This window comes from Halolamina pelagica (assembly GCF_900115675.1).
Classification (GTDB): Archaea; Halobacteriota; Halobacteria; order Halobacteriales; family Haloferacaceae; genus Halolamina; species Halolamina pelagica.
In genome coordinates, this window is sequence record NZ_FOXI01000002.1 from 255,203 (window position 1) to 274,786 (window position 19,584).

Sequence of the window (19,584 nt, forward strand, 5' to 3'; positions counted from 1 at the left end):
ACGTCCGATGATTCATGGCTCCGACAGTTGCCGTCGCGCACTACCCCGAGGGTGCGGGACACGCGACTCGGATGCTGGCCGTCGCCGACGCCGTCGAGGAACGCGGCGGGACGGTCCGCATGGCCGGCGGCGGCGCCGGCACCCAGTTCGTCGCGTTGAACGGGTACGACGAGTTCGAACCCACGAACGTCGACTTCATCGACACCTACCAGGGCGGCTCGACGTGGGCGACGCTGAGTCGGAGCCTCCCGGCAAGCCTGAGCCGCATCGCGGAGTATCAGGCCTGGCTGACCGCCACCCAGCCGGACGCGCTGGTCACCGACGACATGTTCGCCGCGATGGCGGCCAGCCGGTGTGACGTGCCGCTGTACGTGCTGAAACACGACATGCCGAGCCTCTACCACGACCGGATTGAGCGCGCCGGCGCGGGGTTCCACACGCTGTTCCAGCTCTCGGCGGCCCGTGAGTTCTTCTACCCCGTGGTCTGGCCGGAGTCAGGCGGCGACCCCGAGGCGGCGACCCGCATCCCGCCGGTGGCGCTCGACGGCGATGAGGTCGTCGACGACGCGCCCGACGTGGTGGTCGTCCCGAGCCACTACTCCTCGCTGTCGCGCATCGCCGACCACCTACGCCGGCAGGGGTACGACGTGCTGGACGTGGCCGACGACGAGTGGGACCCCGTCCCGTCGCTGCTGCCGTACGTCCGCGGCGCCGACGTGGTTGTCTGTTCGGGCTACTCGACGATCATGGACGCCGCCGTCGCGGGCACGCCCTGCGTGGTCCACCCGGAGACGGACGAACAGCGGGCGGTCGCCGACTGGCTGGAGCGGTTCGACGTGGACGGGTTCGCCGTCGCCGACCGTCCCATCGACGTGCTCGACGCCGTCGCCGATCCGCCCGCCGAGCCCGCGTTCGAGAACGGTGCCGAGGTCATCGCGACGCGAGTACTGACCGACCTCCGCGACCCCGATCCGTACGCCGAGTCCGAGGACGCCACCGTGTCGGCGGACGAGCCGGTGACGACCGCCGGGGGCCTGCGCTCGCTGGTCGCCGTGCCCACGCTGGCCGCGGTGGCGGCGACGACGGCCGCGACCACCGTCGCTCCCGCCCGGATCGGTCGCGGGATCGGGGAGCGACTGGCTCGACTCGCCAGCCTCGCGGGCGGCGTCGGTGGGCGGCTGGGTAGCGCTGGGGCTCGGGCGGGCGCAGGGCTCCGCCACGGCAGCAGCGCGGCTGGCCGACGAGTCCAGCAGGTTGCGACCGAGTCGAGCCACGTCGCCACTGTGGCGGGTTGGACCGCCGCGGACGCCGCGACGAGCACGTGTTCGACCGTCGCCGGCGGCACTCGGAAGCTGGGCAGCGGCATCCGTCGCGCCCTCGACGGCGCGGCGGGCGCGCTCGAGTCGGCTGGGCGTGGGCTGGCCGAGCGGGTCCGTGTGCCCTCGGTTTCCGGCGTGCGGCAGTGACCTGAACGCGAACGGCCTGCAGCCGGATCAGTTTCCCCGCGACGTGACCCGGGTACTCAGACAGAGCCCCGAGCCGACTGGCAGAACGAACGACTCGAACGCCGGGTCCGCGCGGACGTGTTCGACGTAGTTCGCGATCCCCTCGGTGCCGTCGCTGGCGCCGTCAGGCAGCGGCTCGTCGCCGGCGAAGTACGCCGTCAGCGCGTCGAGGTCGATCGGCCCGCGGGTCATGTTGTCGGCGGCGATCACGCCGCCCTCCGGCACCTTCTCCCGTGCCTGATCGAACCCCTGGGCGTAGCGCGGTTTGTCGTGGTCGATCAGCACCACGTCGAACGGGCCGCCGTACGCCTCGACGAGTTCCAGCGCGTCGCCGTGTTCGAACCGTGCCCGGTCGGCGACGCCGGCGCTGGCGAGGAACTCCCGCGCCATGTCGAGTTCGTCCTCGTCGATCTCGGTGAGCACCACCTCGTCGGCGCCGCCGGCGAGGAACCACGAGGCGCTGTAGCCGTAGCCGGAACCGAACTCGAAGACGCGATCGGCGTCGGTCAGGCGCGCGAGCATTCGCAGCACCGCGCCCGCGTCGGGGCCGATGATCGGGAAGTCGTTCTCGTCGGCGTACTCGGCCATCTCCGCCTGAACGTCGCTGTGGTCGGCGCCGGTGGCACGCACGTATCGCTCGACGGTCTCCAGGTCCATGCCCGTCGGTTCGCCGGCGGAGAAGTAAGCGTTTGGCCGGGTAGTCGCCGATCAGGCCAGCGGCTGGGCGAGGTAGCCGGCGATCAGCAGCAGCACGACCGAGAACGTCGCGGCGGCCTTGACGAACGTCCCCGTCTCGCGGCCCGCGGTCTGGATCCGGCCGTCGCCGAGGTGGGACTGCATCTTCCCGATCGACATCTCCAGCAGCCCGGTGACGACCAGCCAGAGCGCGAGCATCCCGAGTACGGCGTGGCCCATCGGGTCGCTGAACAGGCGGCCGTCCCCGTAGCCCGTCGCCGCCATGTGGCCGCCGGTGACGACGAACACCACGGCGCCGATCCGGGTCAACCAGCGGAGGCCGGTAGTGATAGCGATCGCCGAGGTGGCGTCGATGTCCCCCTCGGAGAGCAGCGGGTGGATCCGCCACGCGTAGAAGACGGTCGTTCCGGCCCAGACCCCGGCGAACAGCACGTGCAGCATACTGAACGCAGTGTCGATGAGTGCCATGTGCCGGGTCTTGATCGCGGACCCGATAAAGGCGGGTGACACCGGAGCCTCGTCGTCGTGATCGCCGGTCTGCGACGCCGTCGGTGGCGGGGATCGTGGCCGCCGCCGTCTCCCCATGCTTAAGTCCGAACCGGTCCCAGTTCGACCCATGTTCGACGAGGCGGACCTCGCGGAGATCCGTGAGGGGAAGGAACGATGGGAGGAGGAGACCTACGGCCCGACCGTCGACCGGTTCGGCGAGCGCCGGGAGTCCTTCGAGACCGACACCGGCGGGCAGGCGGTCGACCCGCTGTACACGCCCGACGACGTTGCCGACCTCGACTACGAGGAGGACCTCGGGTTCCCGGGCGAGGAGCCCTACACCCGCGGCGTCTACTCGACGATGCACCGCGGCCGGCTCTGGACGATGCGGCAGTACGCCGGGATGGGCACCGCGTCGGAGACCAACGAGCGGTTCCACTACCTGCTCGATCAGGGGCAGACCGGACTCTCGATGGCGTTCGACCTGCCGACCCAGATGGGCCACGACTCCGACGCCGACATGGCCACCGGCGAGGTCGGGCGCTCGGGCGTCGCCATCGACTCCATCGAGGACATGAAGACCGTCTTCGAGGGGATCCCGCTGGACGAGGTGTCCACGTCGATGACGATCAACGCGCCCGCGAGCGTGCTGCTGGCGCTGTACATCGCCGTCGGCGACGAGCAGGGCGTCGACCGCGAGGAGCTGCGGGGCACCATCCAGAACGACATCCTGAAGGAGTACGCCGCGCGGAACACGTACATCTACCCGCCGGAGTCGTCGATGCGGCTCATCACGGACATCTTCGAGTTCTGTGCGGAGGAGGTGCCGAACTTCAACACCATCTCCATCTCGGGCTACCACATCCGCGAAGCCGGCTCGACGGCGGCCCAGGAGGTCGCGTTCACGCTCGGCAACGGGATCGAGTACGTCGAGGCCGCCATCGAGGCCGGCCTGGACGTGGACGAGTTCGCGCCCCAGCTCAGTTTCTTCTTCAACGCCCACAACAACATCTTCGAGGAGGCCGCGAAGTTCCGGGCCGCCCGGCGGATGTGGGCGAAGATCATGGAGGAGCGTTTCGACGCCGAGAACCCCAAGTCGAAACAGCTCAAGTTCCACACCCAGACCGGCGGCTCGACGCTCACGGCCCAGCAGATCGAGAACAACGTCGTCCGCGTCGCCTACCAGGCGCTCTCGGCTGTCCTCGGCGGGACCCAGAGCCTCCACACCAACGGGAAGGACGAGGCGCTCGCGCTGCCGACCGAGAAGTCGGTCCGGACCGCCCTGCGCACCCAGCAGATCCTCGCCCACGAGTCCGGCGCCGCCGACACCATCGACCCCCTCGCCGGGAGCTACTACGTCGAGAGCCTCACCGACGACATCGAGGACGAGGCGTTCGAGATCATCGACGAGGTCGACGAGCGCGGCGGGATGCGCGGCGCGATCGAGGACCAGTGGGTCCAGCGGCAGATCCAGGACGTCGCCTTCGAGCGCCAGGAGGAGATCGAGGAGGGCGAGCGGGTCATCGTCGGCGTCAACGAGTTCGAGGTCGAGGACTCCGAGCCGGAGATGGACCTGGAGTCGGTCGACGAGGAGGACGAGCAGCGACAGATCGACCGCCTCGACGAACTGCGTGAGGAGCGCGACGACGACGCCGTCGAGGCGGCGCTCGACGACCTCCGCACGGCGGCCGCGGGCGACGAGAACGTGATGCCGTACATCGTCGACGCCGTGAAGGCGAAGGCGACGGTCGGCGAGGTCTCGAACGTGTTCCGCGACGTGTTCGGCGAGTACCAGCAGGGCGTCTCGGTCTGAGCGGTCGCTTACTCCAACTGCACCGCCGTCCCGTAGGCCAGCATCTCCGCGCCCGTCCCCGCGATCTCGGCGGTCTCGAAGCGCATCTCGACCACCGCGTCGGCGCCCTTCGCTTTGGCCTCCGCGAGCATACGCTCCTCGGCCTGCTCGCGGGAGTCCGACAGCAGTTCCGTGTACGCCTTCATCTCGCCGCCGACGAGGTTGCGCAGGCTCTGGGTGAAGTCCCGGCCGACGTTCCGGGCCCGGACCGTGTTGCCCCGGACGGTGCCGAGCGTCTCCGCGATCTCCGCGCCGGCGATCGTGTCGGTGGTGGCGGTCTGCATGGTCGCGAGTGTGCCCGAGTTGACCATGATCGTGTCGGCGATGGGACCTCGCATGAACGACCCACGCTTTTGGTTCGCCGGCGCCGAGTGGCGCCCATGGAGTTCGACCACGCGGGCGTCGCAACCGACGACGCCGCCGAGACCGCCGCGCTGTTTTCCGACCTACTGGGTGCCGAGAACGTCCACGAGGAGACCGACGAGGCCCGCGGGATGCGCTTCGTCTTCCTCGACCTGGGCGACGGCTACGTCGAGGTGATCGAACCGCTCGACGACGGGAGCACCATCGCCGACTACGTCGCCGAGAACGGCTCGGGCCTCCACCACGTCGCCTTCGCGACCGACGACGCCGCGGCGGCGCTGGATCGCGCCCGGGACCTCGGGGTCGAGACGATCGACGACGAGCCGCGCCCCGGGGCGTGGGACCACGACATCGCCTTCCTCCACCCGCGGGACACCGCGGGCGTGCTGGTCGAGTTCGTGGAACACTGACGGACCGTTTGGCGGCTCCGTCGCTCGCGGTCCGTTTTTTGCGTGACGGCGAGCCTATCGCCGAGCCGAACGGTTAAGGGAGATTACTCGTAAGCGCGGGGCATGCTGCGGAGACTCTTCACGCTCGCTCTCGTCGGGGGTCTGCTGTTCGCGGCCGTCGGTGGTGGGTGGCTGGTCGCCGGCGGACCGATGCGAGGGACCGCCGAGGCGCCGCTGACCGTCGACGCCGGCACCGCCGCCGAACACGGGTTCGGCGAGCCGAGCGTCGAGCGCGTGCAGTTCCAGGAACGATTGCGCGTCGCCGGCGTCGAAAAGGGATTCGACCTCTCGGCGTACGTGATGACGACGACCCACGAGGGGACGGGGGCCGCGGTGGTGACGGTGAGCCTCCCCGGCTGGACCATCGGCGGCGTCTCGCTGAACCCGCTGACGTACGCGCCGCTGAAGCAAGCCGTCACTCGCGTGCTGCCGTACCTCCCGACGGAGACGCCCGAGGTGACGTGGGCGGGCGAGACGACCGTCGAACTCGCAGGTGAGGACGTGACTGCCGGCGAGTACGAGGTCGAGGGCGACGCCCCGCGTCTCGTCGTCGCCCGGGAGACGATGGGCGGCGACACGGTGTTCGCGGTCGGCGTCTACTCCGCGGAGCGCTCGGGGAGTCGCGACGCCGTCGACGCGCTGTTCGCCGCGCTGGATCACGGCTAACCGGTCGCCGGCGACGTGTGCCAAGAGGGAAGTACCAGTAGTCCCGTGGAGGGAGATATGTACGACTGGCTGGCCCACCGGGTACGGAGTACGCCCGACCGGGAGGCCCTCGTCAACGCGAGCTCCGGCAACGCCTGGACGTACGCGACGCTCGACGAAACCGTCGAGGAGATGGGGAGCCGGCTCTCGGCGCTCGGCGTCACCGAGGGCGATCACGTCGCCGCCGCACTGGAGACGGGCGTCGAGGCTGTCTGCCTGATCCACGCCACGATGCGACTGGGCGCCGTGCTGGTGCCGCTGGCGCCGGAGTTCACGCCGCCGGAGCTGGCCGATCGCGTCGACCGGGCGGACGTGGACACCGTCGTCTGTGACGGAACCACCGAGTCGCAGGTCCGGGCGGCCGCCGAGCGCCTCGAGCGGTCGGTCTCGGCGGTGACCATCGGCGACTCGGACCGCGACGACGTGACGCCGCTCTCGGCGGCCGAACCCGACACGCTCACGCCGACGGCGTGGGAGCGCGAGGACACGCAACTGCTCCTCTTCACCTCCGGCACCACCGGCGACCCGAAGGCCGTCCGCCTCACGATGGGGAACCTGCTCGCGAGTGCGATTGCCAGCGCGTTCCGCCTGGGCGTCGACCCCGAGGACCGCTGGCTGGTGCCGCTCTCGCTGCACCACATGGGCGGGATCGCCCCCGTTCTGCGGTCGGCGCTGTACGGGACGACCGTGATCGTCCGCGAGTCGTTCGATCCGGGCGGCACCGTCGACGACGTCCGGGAGTACGAAGCCACCTGCGTCTCGCTGGTGCCGACGATGCTGCGCCGGATGCTCTCGGCGCGGGGCACCCTCCCCGACTGCCTGCGGTTCGCGCTGGTCGGCGGCGCCCCCACCCCGGCCGAACTCGTCGAGCGGTGCCGGGACTACTCGGTGCCGATCTGTCCGACCTACGGGATGACCGAGACGGCGTCACAGATCGCCACCGCTCGCCACTCCGAGGCGTACGAGCACCCCGAGACCGTGGGGAGCCCGCTGCTCTGGACCGAGGCGACGGTCGTCGACGACGACGGGGCGCCGGTCGAGGCGGGTGAGTCGGGCGAACTGGTCGTGCGCGGGCCGACCGTAACCCCCGGCTACTACGAGGATCCCGCGGCGACGGGCGAGGCGTTCGGCCCCCACGGGCTCCACACCGGGGACGTGGGCTACCGCGACGAGGACGGCCGGCTCTACGTGCTGAACCGGCTCGACGACCGGATCCTGACCGGCGGAGAGAACGTCGACCCGGGCGAGGTCGTCGACGCTCTCCGTGCCCACGGGTCGGTCGACGACGCCGCAGTCGTCGGGATCGACGACGAGGAGTGGGGGGAGCAGGTCGCCGCGCTACTGGTGCCGAGCGACGAGGGAGTCGACGTGGCCGCCCTCGAGAGCCACCTCCGCGAGCGCCTCGCGGGGTTCAAACTCCCGCGGACGATCGGCACGATCGAAGAACTCCCGCGGACCGTGTCGGGCACGGTTGAGCGCGATGCCGTCCGCGAGCACATTCGCGAGGGCGACACGGTGACTCTCGAGCGGAGCCAGCCCAGCGGCCGCGCCGCGAGCGACGCCGAAAGCGTCCGTGCGGTCGCTCACGAGGAGTCGGAGGGCGAAGGGGAACCGTCACCCGACCACCCCGGCGAGGACGCGCCGGCCGAGGCGGCGTTGGAGGCCGCGACGGACACCGACGCAACCGAGTTGCCCGCGGAAGACACCGCGGCCTACACCGGCGACAGCGACGGGGGCGTCGACGCCGTGAGCAACCCGGCAGCGGAACCGGAACTGACTGAACCCGACACCGACCGCCGGGGCGGTGCCGCGCTCTCGTCGTCGGAGGAGCCGGCCGAACAGGGGGAGAGCGATCGGCTCACGGGCATCGGCGGGTCGGAGACCGACGGCGAGACCGGTGGATCGAACGACGACGGTGATTCCCCGGCGGACGACGACGTGAGCGGGACGGAAGCGGACGAGTCGGACGTGGAGGAGTCGGGCGCGGACGAGCGCTGACCGGAAACGCGGGACCACGGAGCCGCAGTTCTGGGTGCCTTTTTGCGTGCTGGCCGCCATCAGCCCGTATGGACCTACTCGACGAGGGGCCCGTCCCCGAGCACGCACGCGAGGCGAAAGCCGAGGCCAGAGCGTTCGCCGAGGCGGAGATCGAACCCGTCGCGGCCGAGAAGTTCTCGTCGGGCGAGTACCCGTGGGACGTGCTGGAGGCGGCGATGGACGCCGGCCTCGTCGCCGCCGACCTGCCCGAGGAACTGGGCGGGCGGGGGTTCGACGTCGAACAGATCCTCGCGATCGGCGAGGAGTTCTTCCGCGCCGACGCCGGCATCGGGCTGACGCTGATGCTGGCCTCCTTCGGCTGTGAACTGGTCGAACAGTACGGCACCGAGGAGCAACACGAGCAGTACCTCCGCCCGGTCGCCCAGAACGACCAGATCTCGGGGCTCGCGGTCTCGGAGCCCGACACCGGCTCCGACCTCGCGGGGATGACCACCAGCGCGGAGAAGGACGGCGACGAGTGGGTGCTCAACGGCGAGAAGTACTGGGTCGGCAACGCCGTCGAGGCCGACTGGCTCACCGTCTACGCGAAGACCGGCGACCGCGACGACCGCTACGGCAACTACTCGCTGTTCATCGTCGAGACCGACTCCGAGGGGTACGAGGCCGAGCACATCCCCGAGAAGATGGGGATGCGCGCGTCGAAGCAGGGTCACATCGTCTTCGACGACTGCCGGGTCCCCGAGGCGAACCTCGTCGGCACGGAGGGCGGCGGGTTCTACGCACTGGCGGACTTCTTCAACCACGGCCGCGTCGTCGTCGGCGGCCACGGGCTCGGGCTCGCGGCCGCCGCCATCGAGGAGGCCGAGGCGTTCGTCCACGAGCGTGAGGGGTTCGGCCGGACGATCAACGAGTTCCAGGCGGTCCAGCACATCCTCGCGGACATGCAGACGGAGTTCCAGGCCGCCCGCACGCTGAACTGGCGCGCGGCGCGGCAGGTGAAGGAACACGACAACCCCGGCTACTGGGCGGCGATGGCCAAGACGAAGTCGACCGAGACGGCCGTCGACGCCGCCGAGCGTTCGATGCAGCTCCACGGCGGCCGGTCGATCTTCGCGGACCGCCGTATCTCCCGGGTGTACCGCGACGTGCGCATCCCGGTGATCTACGAGGGCGCGAACGAGATCCAGCGCAACCTGATCTACCGGCAGACGCCGCGCTAACCAGCCACGGCTGGCGACCGCCGACGACCTCCGTGTCGTCGGCCCGGAGCGGACGCCGTGGCTGTGTGTAGCCAAGACGGCTGGCAATCGCCGGATCCTCCGCCGAACACGTCGCCAACGAGGCAGTTTTTGCGCCGTTACGCGGGTATTCTCCGCCGTATCAGTTACTAAATTTATCAAACTTTCACAAGGCTCGGAGGTCGGTATGTTGACGATGCCTGCGCATCGGAACGCGCTCGACTCGGCGTCGGCCGCCGCGAGTCGCATCGTCGACGTGGCAACAACCGTCGCGATCGCCGTGGGGTTGGTCGTCTGGACGCTGTTCTGGTCGAACCTCGCGAGGCTCCACTACGCCCACGGTGATCTCCCCTCGGCGCTGTTCACCGCCGGGGCCTTCGTCGCGCCGGGGGTCGCCGCGCTCGTCTGGTACGTCGGTGAGGGCGTCGGCGCCGACATGCCCACGCCGAGTGTCGGCCCGAGCATCTCGAGTAACTGAGTCGCGCGGGCGCCACGCCGAGCCCCTTAGCCCTCCGTCGCGACCCCGTTCTCCACCGGCGACAGCGTGCGCTCGAACGTCAGTAGCCCCAGACCCAGCACCACACAGACCCCGATCAGCGACGGCCAGAGCCACGCTGCCAACCCGTAGTCGAAGAACACGCCGCCGACGAAGGAGCCGATACCGAACCCGGCACGCTTGGCGACCTCGAGCATCGACAACTGCGCCCCGCGCTCGCCGTCGCTCCCGAGCGCGCTCATCAGCGACGTGGAGATCGGCGAGTGCAACACCTCGCCGATGGTTCGGGCCACGAGATGGAGGCCGACCAGTACGACGCCGGCAGCCAGCAGCGGATGCCGACCCGCCGCGGCCGGACCCAGATCCAGCAGGTAGACCAGCCAGACCACGAACATCGACGCCGCCCAGAAGCCGACCGAGAACAGCAGCCCACGAGTGCGCCGCCAGTCCGAGACGGCGTCGACGAGCGGTATCTGGAGCAGCACCAGCGTCAGCGGGTTGAGGACGAACAGCGTCCCGATCTCCGAGGACGACAGCCCCAACTCCGCCTCGGCGACGACGGGGACGGTGGTCTGCATCTGGGCGTACAGCACCGCGAAGCAGAGGTTCAGCGCCGCCAGGCCGAGCACGCGGCGCTTGGTGATCGCCGACCCCCAGTCGCCCACCGAGTCCCGGAGCGCAACGTCTCGCTGGCCGGCGTGGATCCGCGGCACCAGCGCGAACAGCACGACGGCGACGACCGCCGAGGTCGCGCCGTCGGCGAGGAACACGGTCACCTCCGCCCACTCGTAGAGCAGGCCGCCGACGACGAAGCCCGTCCCGAAGCCGACGTTGTTGCCGACTTTCAACAGCGAGTAGGCGCGGTCGCGTTCGGCGCCGTCGGTGAGGTCGGCGATGTACGCCTGACCGGCCGGGGTGTAGAGCCCGTTCGTCGCGCCCGCGAGCGCGGAGACGCCGATGAACGCCCCCGCCGGGTCGAGCGGTCCGACCGCGGCGGCGATCGCGGGGACGAACGCGTAGCCCGCCAGCGTGACGGCGTTGCCGGCCATCGCCGCCACCATCACCGGCTTGCGGCCGATCCGGTCGGCGAGGTAGCCGCCGACGGTTGTCGCGACGGCGGTGCTGACGTTCTTCACGAGCAGTCCCAACCCGACGAGCGAGAGCGCGATGCCGATCTCCAGGTGGAAGTGGATGGTCGCGAATGGATAGACCAGCCCGGAGCCGAACACGTTCAGCAACTGGCCGGCGGCGACGACGTACACCGCGCGGTCGAAGCCTCGCACGGCGTCGAGCGAGAACCGGGGCACGGCGGACCCAGAACGAGACGGGATTTATCGGTGGGGGTTCCGGCGAAGCCGATCGTGTCGGATGGAGTGTGGTTCGTCCCCCGGTGCCGGGACGTTCAAACCCGTCGGGGACGGAGAAAACGCATGGCTCTGGACTTCGCGACGCTGTTTCCCAACGGCGTCCTGCACTACCTACTCGGCGGCCTCCTGATCGGCCTCGCGACGGTCGCCATCTACCTCGGGACGGGGATCGCGGCGGGCGCGAGCACGTTCCTCGAGTCGACGCTCTCGTACGTCTCCGACCGCGAGCGCTTCCAGCAGTTCCGGTTCGTCCAGTCGCGCGACTGGCGACTCGTCTTCACGGCCGGGATCGTGCTGGGCGCCACCGCCTACACCGCACTCTCGGGCGACGACTGGTTCGTCACCGAGGTCTCGGCGACGCGGCTGTTCGTCGGCGGCGTTCTCGTCGGCGTCGGCACCCGGGTCGGGAAAGGGTGTACCTCCGGACACGGCATCTGCGGCGTCGGATCGCTCTCGGACGCGTCGCTGTTGAACGTCGCGACGTTCGTGCTCGTCGCCGCGGGCACCTCCCAACTGCTGCTGGCGATGGGGGTCCGACCATGAGCGGGAACGGGCACGCAGACGACGGCGGCGGCCGGCACCCACTGTTCATGCCGCTGGTGTTCGTCGGCGGCCTCGTCTTCGGCGCCGGCCTCGCCGTCTCGCGGATGGCCCGCCCCGAGGTCGTGCTCGACTTCCTCCAGTTCGAGGACTTCGGCCTGCTGTTCGTGATGGGCGGGGCGGCGCTGGTGGCCGGGCCCGTCTTCCACCTCGCGACCCGGAGCGGGAAGCGTGCGCCGCTGACCGAGCGTGTGTACGAACTGCGGCGAAAAACGTTGGACAGCAACGTGCTACTGGGCGGGGTCGTCTTCGGCGTCGGCTGGGGGATCTCGGGGATCTGTCCCGGCGCCGCCTACGCCAGCGTCGGGATCGGGAACTGGCCCATCCTCGCGGGGATCGCGGGCATGTTCGTCGGCGCCTACGGACAGGGGATCGCCCGGGACCGGTTCAGCGACTGACTACTCCGGGAGTACGTCCTGCACGATCTCGATCCCGTCCTCGACGGCCGCCATCGTCACGTCCTCGTCGCGCTCGACCGAGAACAGACAGCCCCGCTTGGGACCGTCGGCGACCCGGACGACCCACGAGCGCTCGAACGTGCGGACGACGGCCTCGAGACTGCCCAGCTCGAACGACTCCTCGACGGTCGGCGCGTCGAGCTGGTGGACGATGCTGTTGTCCACGAACGACCTGACCGCCTCCTCGGTGTACTGGTCCGCAACGTCCGCCCGGAGGGAGTGGTCGATCCCCGTGCCGTCGTAGACGATCACCCCCCGGAGCGCGGTGCCGAGCCGGTCCGCGAGCGCGGTGTGGATCGGCTCGGCGTCGAGTTCGCTCATGGGGGACCACTCCAGCGCGGGCCGCAAAAAACTGCGGTCGGAGAAAGAACTACGGTGGTTCACGCGTCCCGTAAGACGTATGAACAGACTGACTGGTGGCGAGGCCGTCGTCGCACAGCTCGAGCGCGAGGGCGTCGACGTGGCCTTCGGCATCCCGGGCGTGCACACGCTGGAGATCTACGACGCGCTGCTCGACAGCGGGATCGACCACGTCACGACCCGACACGAGCAGGGGGCGGGGTTCGCGGCCGACGGCTACGCCCGGGCGACCGGCCGGGTCGGCGTCTGCCTCGTGATCACGGGACCGGGGCTGACGAACGTCGCGACAGCGGTGGGCCAGGCCTACTCCGACTCCTCGCCGATGCTGGTGATCTCGACGACGAACGCGACGAACGAGGCGGGCCGGGGGAAGGGCCACCTCCACGAACTCAAGGACCAGCAGGGCGTGATGGCCTCCGTCGCCGCCGAGAGCTACCACGTCGACCGCGTCGCCGACGTGCCCGGAACGATCGCCGACGCGTTCGAGCACCTGCAGACTGACCGTCCTCGCCCCGTCCACGTCCAGATCCCGACTGACGTGCTCGAGCGCGCGGAACCGGTCGAACTGATCGACGGGGAGGCCGCCGCCCCACCGGGGCCGGACACCGAGCGCGTCGAGGAGGCGGTCGGGATGCTCGCCGACGCGGAGCGACCCCTGCTCGTCGTCGGCGGCGGAACCGTCGACGCCGCAGAGACGGTGCGATCGTTCGTCGACGAGACGGAGATCCCGGTGATCACGACCGCGGCCGGCAAGGGCGTCGTCCCCGCCGGCCACGACTGCTGTGTCGCGACGGCGCTCGGCCACGACCCGGCCGACGAATTCGTCGCCACACGCGACCTCGTGCTCGCGGCCGGGACCGAACTCAGCGCACAGGACAGCGCCGACACGCCGTTCCCCGACGAGTTGATCCACGTCGACATCGACCCAACGAACTTCGGAAACAACCACGAGACAGCACTGGGGATCGTCGGCGACGCGGGAACGACGCTGGCTGCGATCCACGAGCGCGCGAGCGAGCGGGGGTTGCGCTTCGACGGGCCGAGGGAGGCCGCCGACGCCGGGCCCGAACCGCTCTCGGTCGACGCGGCCGACGACCGACATCACCTGCTCGCGGTGCTCCGGGAGGCGCTCGACGACGACGCGGTGGTGGTCAACGACATGACGAAGGTCAGCTACGCCGCGCGGACGCGGTTCCCGACCGGCGCGCCGCGGTCGTTCCTCTTCCCCCGTGGGTTCGGCACGCTGGGGTTCAGCCCGCCCGTCGCCTTCGGGGCCGCGATCGGGAGCGATCGACAGGTGGTCTCGCTGGTCGGCGACGGCGGGTTCCTGTTCACGGTCGGCGACCTCGCGACCGCCGTACAGTACGACCTCGGCGTGCCGATCGTCCTCTGCAACGACGACTCCTACGACATCCTGGAGGACGTGCAGCGCCGGGACTACGGTCGGACGATGGCCACCGACATCGAGAACCCCGACTTCGTCGAGTTGGCCGAGAGCTTCGGGGCGGCCGCGCGCCGGATCGAGTTCGGGGCCGTCGCCGACGAACTGCCCGGCGCGCTGTCGGCGGCGTTCGACCGCGACCGACCGACGCTGATCGAGATCCCCGTCGAGTTCTGACAACGCTCAAGAGCCCCCGGCCACACCACCACCCATGCGACTGCAGGAGTACTGGGGCGTCGGCCCGAAGACGGCCGACCTGCTCGAAGCCGAACTGGGCGTCGAGCGCGCCGTGCGCGCCGTCGAGTCCGCCGACGTTGGGACGCTGGTCGACGCCGGCCTCTCGCGGGGGCGGGCGACCCGGATCCTCCGGCGGGCCACGGGCGCGGCCGGGCTGGACACGCTGGGCACCGGCGACGCCCGGGACGTGTACGGCGACCTGTTGGAACTGGCCGCACGGGACGCGCTGACCGACGGCGCCGCCGACCGGATCCGCGTGCTCACGCCGCTGTCGAGCCGGTCGGCCGCCGCGGACCGGCTCGACCGCATCCACGCCGCCCGCGAGGTCTGGTCTGGGCTGGACGACGACGGCCGTGAGTCCGTCGTCGCGACGTTCGAGCGCTACGACGAGGCCGGCGCGGGTCGCCGCGCGGCGGTGGACGCGGCACTCGACCTCCGCGAGGTGGGGGCGAGCGATGGCGGCCCGTTCGAGCGCCTCGCCGACCTCGACGCCGACGCGCTCGAGGACGCCGTCGACGCGCTGGGCGCCGTGCAGGGCGAGTTCGGCGCCGGGGGCGACGACGAACCGCTCTCGGTCGGTGAGGGCGCCGACGACCAGCTCGACCGACTCCGGACTCAACTCACAGCCGCCCGGCGGCTCGACGACGCCGCGCTGGACGTGCTGGAGACCGTCCGCGGGCAGGGCGTGCGCTCGCTGGAGGAGTTCCAGAGCGCCGTGATCTCCTACGTCGCCGAGGAGACCGGCGTCACCCCCAGCGAGGTCAGGGCGGTCGCGCCCGACGAGGCCCGCGACGAGACTGACTTCGTCTCGGCGACGCTGCGTGCGCTGGTGGCGGACCTGGAGGGCCAGGTCGCCGACCGCGAGGCCGTCGTCGCCGGCGAACTTCGGGAGACGCTCGACACCGCGGGCGGGGAGATCGAGGCCGCCGTCGACGCGGTCGACGAACTCGCCTTCGATCTCTCGCTCGCCCGGTTCGCGGCGAAACACGACCTCACCCGGCCGACGCTCGTCCCGGACGGGCTGGCGGTCCGCGAGGCGCGGAACCTCTTCATCGACGGCGAGACCCAGCCGGTCAGCTACGGCGTCGGCGACCACTCGGTGTCGGGTGGCGCCCGCGCCGCCGACCCGCCCTCGGGCGACCGCGTGGCAGTTCTGACAGGTGCGAACTCCGGCGGGAAGACGACGCTGCTGGAGACGCTCTGTGGGGTCGCGCTGTTGGCGTCGATGGGGCTGCCAGTCCCGGCCGAGGAGGCCCAGGTCGGCCGGTTCGACGCGATCGTGTTTCACCGCCGCCACGCCTCGTTCAACGCGGGCGTGCTGGAGTCGACGCTGCGCTCGGTCGTCCCGCCCCTCACCGGCGAGGGGCGCGCGCTGATGCTCGTCGACGAGTTCGAGGCGATCACGGAACCGGGGCGGGCCGCCGACCTGCTGAACGGGTTGGTGGACCTGACCGTCGACCGCGGCGCGCTGGGCGTGTTCGTCACCCACCTCGCCGAGGACCTCGCGCCCCTGCCCGACACCGCCCGCATCGACGGCATCTTCGCCGAGGGGCTGACCGACGATCTCGACCTGCGCGTCGACTACCAGCCACGGTTCGGGACGGTCGGGCGCTCGACCCCGGAGTTCATCGTCTCGCGGCTGGTCGCGAACGCGAGCGACCGCGACGAGCGCGCGGCGTTCCGCTCGATCGCGGCCGCAGTGGGGGAGGAGGCGGTGCAGCGGACGCTCTCGGACGCCGAGTGGCAGGGCTGACGTTTCGAGATTCGAAACCCCGCCCCGTTCTGGCCGCATCGACGTGGATACTGCCCGAGGTCCCCGAGCCGAGAGATTCAAGGTCGTGCCCATCGCTCTCTCGACTGATGCGTCAGGACCACCTCGTCGCCGCGGGCCAACTCTCGCGGGCGGACGTCGAGCGGGTGCTCGACCGCGCCGCCGAGTTCGACGCCGCGCTGGCAACGGGCGACCCGCTCCCGGCCCGGTACCCCGAGACGGTGCTCGCGCTGTGTTTCTACGAACCGAGCACGCGAACCAAGATGTCCTTCGAGACCGCGATGAAGCGCCTCGGCGGCGACGTCGTCGACATGGGCGGCGTCGACGCCTCCTCGGTGAAGAAGGGCGAGAGCCTCGCCGACACCGTCCGGGTGATCCAGGGGTACGCCGACGGGATCGTGCTCCGCCACCCTCGGGAGGGCGCCGCCCGGATGGCCTCGGAGTTCGTCGACGTGCCCGTCGTCAACGCGGGCGACGGCGCGGGCCAGCACCCGAGTCAGACCCTGCTCGACCTCTACACCATCCGCGAGGCCGCGGGGCTGGACGATCTCACCATCGGCATCGTCGGCGACCTGAAGTACGGCCGGACGGTCCACTCGCTGGCGACCGCCCTGACGGAGTTCGACGCCCACATGCACTTCGTCAGCCCCGAGTCGCTCCGCCTGCCGCGCTCGGTCCGGTTCGACCTCCACGAGGCCGGCGCGCAGGTGCGGGAGCACACCGAACTCGACGAGGTGCTCCCCGAACTCGACGTGCTCTACGTCACCCGGATCCAGCGCGAGCGCTTCCCCGACGAGGACGAGTACGAGAAAGTCGCCGGACAGTTCCAGATCGACGCCGAGACGCTCGCGGCCGCCGGCGACGACCTGACGGTGATGCACCCGCTGCCCCGCGTCGACGAGATCGACCCGGAGATCGACGACACCGACGACGCGAACTACTTCGAGCAGGCCCACAACGGCGTCCCGGTCCGGATGGCGCTGCTCGACCTCCTGCTCTCGAACCATGAGTGACCACGAACTCCGCGTTTCGAAGATCCGCAACGGCACCGTACTCGACCACATCACCGGCGGCAGCGCGCTCCACGTGCTCGCCCTCCTAGGGATCGACGGCAGCGAGGGAACCGGCGTCAGCGTCGCGATGAACGTTCCCTCCGACCGCCTCGGCACGAAGGACGTGGTGAAAGTCGAGGAGCGCGAACTCTCCCAGGCCGAGGTCGACGTGCTCTCGCTGATCGCCCCGCGGGCGACGGTGAACATCGTCCAGGAGTACGAGGTCGTCGAGAAGAAACGCGTCGAGCGCCCGGGGTCGGTCGCGGGCGTGCTCGCCTGCCCCAACAGCAGCTGCATCACCAACGCCGACGAGCCGGTGACCACCCGCTTCGACGTGCTCGACGACGGGCTCCGGTGTCGCTACTGCGAGGAGATCATCCGCGAGGGGATCGCCGATCACCTCGCCGTCAGCTGATCGGGCCGCCCGCTACCGGAACGACGGTCGCCACGACAGCAACGCGATCGTGACGAGAAACACCGCCGTCGACACGTCGTAGGCGTAGGTCGTCGTCGCCACCGCGACGAACGAGCCGCCGCCGAAGGCCGCCGCCCCGACCGACGCCAGGATCGGCCACGAGCAGGAGACACAGGAGAGCAGCCCCAGCAGCCCGGATACAGCCGACTTGGACACGTCCAGCACCGTGACGAAGACGAGGTACGTGAGCGCGAGGTAGCCGACCATCTTCGCGGGCATCAGGATGAGCCGGACGACCTCGCTTTTGAACGTGACCGCGGGCCCCCAGCCCGGGGGGAGCCAGAGCACCGAGAACCCGGCGGTGTAGTCGAACGTCGCCGGGATCCCGGGGGCGACGACGCCGCCGGTGTACGCGAGCACCGCGAGGTAGCCGAGCGCGAGTACGGCCGCGCGACGGACCGCGGTCGTGCTCGCGTCGGGCACGTCGGTCCGGTAGAACGCCCACAGCGAGACGTTGATCCAGAGCAGCCCGTACAGCGCGAAACGGGGGCTCGTGACCGCGGCGGTGTCGCCGAACAGCCAGTAGCCGGTCAGCGCCATCACCTCGACGTAGAGGACGGCGGTCCAGAGTAGGACCGTCCGCGGTTCGGGGAGGTCGTCGATCCGCGGGGTGTCGAAGGCCTGCATCCTCAGACGAGGAGCGTGTCGAGCACGACGGCGAGCAGCACGCCGCCGAGATAGGCGTTCGAGGCGTGGAACGCGCGGAACGCCGCTTCCTCGGTGCGCTCGAAGTGGAGGCGAACGACCGTCCAGAGGAACAGCCCCGCGAGCGCGATCCCGAACGCGACGAACAGCCAGTCGAGCCGGGCCGCGAGCGCCAGCGCCGCCGTCGCCGCGAGCGTCGCGCCGAGGTACCAGACGATGTGTCGCCGCGTCGTCGTCTCGCCGCGGACGACGGGCATCATCGGGAAGCCGCCGGCCGCGTAGTCGTCCTTGTAGGCGAGCGCGAGGTTGTAGAAGTGTGCGGGCGTCCAGAGGAACACGATCGCCGCCAGTCCGAGACCGCCCCAGCCCACCTCGCCGGTGACCGCGGCCCAGCCGATCAGGGCGGGGAGCGCGCCGGCGGCGCCGCCGATGACGGTGTTCTGGACGGTGTTGGGCTTGAGGATCAGCGTGTACACCACGCTGTAGAACGCGATGGCGGTCAGCCCCAGCACCGCCGCGAGCAGGTTGATCGAGGCGAACAGGCCGACCGAGATCGCCGCGAGTGCGAGGCCGAACGTGACGGCGTTCCGGACCGGCACCAGATCGACCGCGAGCGGGCGGTCGCTGGTGCGCTGCATCCGGCGGTCGACGTCGCGTTCGAGCACGTGGTTGAACGTCCCGGAGGCGCCGATCGCGAGCGCGCCGCCCGCGAGCGTCTTGGCGACGACCGGGACGGTGAAGTTGGGGCCGCCGGCCAGCGCCATCGCCGCCGAGGCGACGAGACAGAGCAGCCACATCAGGCGGGGCTTGGTCAGGCGGGCGTAGGCAGCCAGCTTCGCCTTCGTCCGGGGCCAGCCGGGTGCCGGGAGGTCGGGCGACGGGGAGTCGTCGACGGGACCCGGGCCGTCCGCCAAGGGGTCGGTCGGTTCGTCGTCGGGGTCGCCGGTGGCCGCCTCGAGCGCCCACGCGAGCGCCGCGAGCACGCCGCCGAAGATGACGACGCCGATCGCGAGGTGGACGGTCGAGACGGCCGCGGTCGCCGTCACGCTGGTCGTGGCGATCACGGCGCCCAGCCCCGACTGGAGCGGGAACAGGACGAGCGCGAACAGCAGCGACGCCTTCACGCGCCGGGACTCGTCGCGACGCCACGCGATGGCGGCGGTGCCCAGGAGGAGCAAGCCGACGGCGAAGGCGGCGACGCGGTGGCCGAGGGCGAACCAGCCGTCAGCGGTGGTCGGGACGCCGAAGCCGGCCCCGCAGGCGGGCCAGCCGCGACACGCCGTGGCGGCGTCGGTTACCGCCGTGGTCGCACCGATGGCGACGAGGAGGTACACCCCCATCGCGGTCGCCGCGAGCAAGCCGGCGAACTGGCGGTCGGAACTCACTA

The 19,584-nt window shown here is 70.6% G+C and carries 20 protein-coding genes; 13 read left to right on the forward strand and 7 right to left on the reverse strand.

The features are described from left to right. Window positions 1-14 precede the first annotated feature (14 nt). Complete coding sequence (locus BMZ83_RS16740; protein WP_074875852.1) at window positions 15-1,466, forward strand: glycosyltransferase; 1,452 nt, start codon at window positions 15-17, stop codon at window positions 1,464-1,466. A 27-nt stretch (window positions 1,467-1,493) separates the two neighbouring features. Here the strand turns inward: BMZ83_RS16740 and BMZ83_RS03950 are convergent, their stop codons facing one another. Beyond that, window positions 1,494-2,162: an O-methyltransferase gene (locus BMZ83_RS03950; RefSeq protein ID WP_074875854.1), complete on the reverse strand. Its 669-nt coding sequence runs from the start codon at window positions 2,160-2,162 to the stop codon at window positions 1,494-1,496. Between the two features lie 51 nt (window positions 2,163-2,213). Continuing rightward, on the reverse strand, window positions 2,214-2,669 hold the full coding sequence (locus BMZ83_RS03955) for a hypothetical protein (RefSeq protein WP_074875856.1): 456 nt from the start codon (window positions 2,667-2,669) through the stop codon (window positions 2,214-2,216). A gap of 148 nt (window positions 2,670-2,817) precedes the next feature. Here BMZ83_RS03955 and BMZ83_RS03960 point away from each other — a divergent pair, with 148 nt between their 5' ends. Then, on the forward strand, window positions 2,818-4,503 hold the full coding sequence (locus tag BMZ83_RS03960) for an acyl-CoA mutase large subunit family protein (RefSeq protein WP_074875858.1): 1,686 nt from the start codon (window positions 2,818-2,820) through the stop codon (window positions 4,501-4,503). Window positions 4,504-4,511: 8 nt separating this feature from the next. Here BMZ83_RS03960 and BMZ83_RS03965 read toward each other — a convergent pair whose 3' ends face one another. Then, on the reverse strand, window positions 4,512-4,826 hold the full coding sequence (locus tag BMZ83_RS03965) for a YbjQ family protein (protein ID WP_074876160.1): 315 nt from the start codon (window positions 4,824-4,826) through the stop codon (window positions 4,512-4,514). A 96-nt stretch (window positions 4,827-4,922) separates the two neighbouring features. Between BMZ83_RS03965 and mce the strand changes: the two genes are divergently transcribed. From mce to BMZ83_RS03990, 5 genes are all read left to right on the forward strand, one after another. After that, window positions 4,923-5,315 (forward strand): methylmalonyl-CoA epimerase, encoded by a 393-nt coding sequence (mce, locus tag BMZ83_RS03970; protein ID WP_074875860.1) that lies wholly within the window; start codon window positions 4,923-4,925, stop codon window positions 5,313-5,315. 102 nt (window positions 5,316-5,417) lie between these two features. Continuing rightward, window positions 5,418-6,020 (forward strand): DUF6517 family protein, encoded by a 603-nt coding sequence (locus tag BMZ83_RS03975; protein WP_074875862.1) that lies wholly within the window; start codon window positions 5,418-5,420, stop codon window positions 6,018-6,020. A gap of 57 nt (window positions 6,021-6,077) precedes the next feature. After that, window positions 6,078-8,057, forward strand: coding sequence for a class I adenylate-forming enzyme family protein (locus tag BMZ83_RS03980; RefSeq protein ID WP_074875864.1), 1,980 nt, complete (start codon window positions 6,078-6,080; stop codon window positions 8,055-8,057). Window positions 8,058-8,125: 68 nt separating this feature from the next. Beyond that, window positions 8,126-9,277, forward strand: a complete 1,152-nt coding sequence (locus BMZ83_RS03985; protein ID WP_074875867.1) for an acyl-CoA dehydrogenase family protein — start codon at window positions 8,126-8,128, stop codon at window positions 9,275-9,277. Window positions 9,278-9,491: 214 nt separating this feature from the next. After that, window positions 9,492-9,773 carry a hypothetical protein gene (locus tag BMZ83_RS03990; RefSeq protein WP_143076883.1) on the forward strand — a complete coding sequence of 94 codons (282 nt, stop codon included), beginning with the start codon at window positions 9,492-9,494 and terminating at the stop codon, window positions 9,771-9,773. A 26-nt stretch (window positions 9,774-9,799) separates the two neighbouring features. Here the strand turns inward: BMZ83_RS03990 and BMZ83_RS03995 are convergent, their stop codons facing one another. Then, window positions 9,800-11,098 carry an MFS transporter gene (locus BMZ83_RS03995; RefSeq protein WP_074875871.1) on the reverse strand — a complete coding sequence of 433 codons (1,299 nt, stop codon included), beginning with the start codon at window positions 11,096-11,098 and terminating at the stop codon, window positions 9,800-9,802. 66 nt (window positions 11,099-11,164) lie between these two features. Between BMZ83_RS03995 and BMZ83_RS04000 the strand changes: the two genes are divergently transcribed. Continuing rightward, window positions 11,165-11,701 (forward strand): YeeE/YedE family protein, encoded by a 537-nt coding sequence (locus BMZ83_RS04000; protein WP_074876162.1) that lies wholly within the window; start codon window positions 11,165-11,167, stop codon window positions 11,699-11,701. Then, window positions 11,698-12,156: a DUF6691 family protein gene (locus BMZ83_RS04005; protein ID WP_074875873.1), complete on the forward strand. Its 459-nt coding sequence runs from the start codon at window positions 11,698-11,700 to the stop codon at window positions 12,154-12,156. The genes BMZ83_RS04000 and BMZ83_RS04005 overlap by 4 nt, the downstream gene beginning before the upstream one ends. On the opposite strand, the gene BMZ83_RS04010 is transcribed toward BMZ83_RS04005, so the two are convergent. Then, complete coding sequence (locus BMZ83_RS04010) at window positions 12,157-12,537, reverse strand: hypothetical protein (protein ID WP_074875875.1); 381 nt, start codon at window positions 12,535-12,537, stop codon at window positions 12,157-12,159. A 79-nt stretch (window positions 12,538-12,616) separates the two neighbouring features. On the opposite strand from BMZ83_RS04010, the gene BMZ83_RS04015 reads away from it, so the two are divergent. The 4 genes from BMZ83_RS04015 (at window position 12,617) to pyrI (ending at window position 17,492) form a co-directional block, all read left to right on the forward strand. Further along, window positions 12,617-14,194: a thiamine pyrophosphate-binding protein gene (locus tag BMZ83_RS04015; protein ID WP_074875877.1), complete on the forward strand. Its 1,578-nt coding sequence runs from the start codon at window positions 12,617-12,619 to the stop codon at window positions 14,192-14,194. 34 nt (window positions 14,195-14,228) lie between these two features. Next, window positions 14,229-16,007, forward strand: coding sequence for a DNA mismatch repair protein (locus tag BMZ83_RS04020; RefSeq protein WP_074875879.1), 1,779 nt, complete (start codon window positions 14,229-14,231; stop codon window positions 16,005-16,007). A gap of 107 nt (window positions 16,008-16,114) precedes the next feature. Next, window positions 16,115-17,038, forward strand: a complete 924-nt coding sequence (gene pyrB / locus BMZ83_RS04025) for an aspartate carbamoyltransferase (protein WP_074875881.1) — start codon at window positions 16,115-16,117, stop codon at window positions 17,036-17,038. Then, window positions 17,031-17,492, forward strand: a complete 462-nt coding sequence (gene pyrI, locus BMZ83_RS04030; RefSeq protein WP_074875882.1) for an aspartate carbamoyltransferase regulatory subunit — start codon at window positions 17,031-17,033, stop codon at window positions 17,490-17,492. Before pyrB ends, pyrI begins: the two co-directional genes overlap by 8 nt. 12 nt (window positions 17,493-17,504) lie before the next feature. On the opposite strand, the gene BMZ83_RS04035 is transcribed toward pyrI, so the two are convergent. Together BMZ83_RS04035 and BMZ83_RS04040 are read right to left on the reverse strand one after the other, a co-directional pair. Beyond that, window positions 17,505-18,179, reverse strand: coding sequence for a DUF7546 family protein (locus BMZ83_RS04035; RefSeq protein ID WP_074875885.1), 675 nt, complete (start codon window positions 18,177-18,179; stop codon window positions 17,505-17,507). A 2-nt stretch (window positions 18,180-18,181) separates the two neighbouring features. Further along, entirely contained in the window at window positions 18,182-19,582 is a 1,401-nt protein-coding gene (locus BMZ83_RS04040) for a heme o synthase (RefSeq protein ID WP_074875886.1), read from the reverse strand. Between the last annotated feature and the right edge of the window lie 2 nt (window positions 19,583-19,584).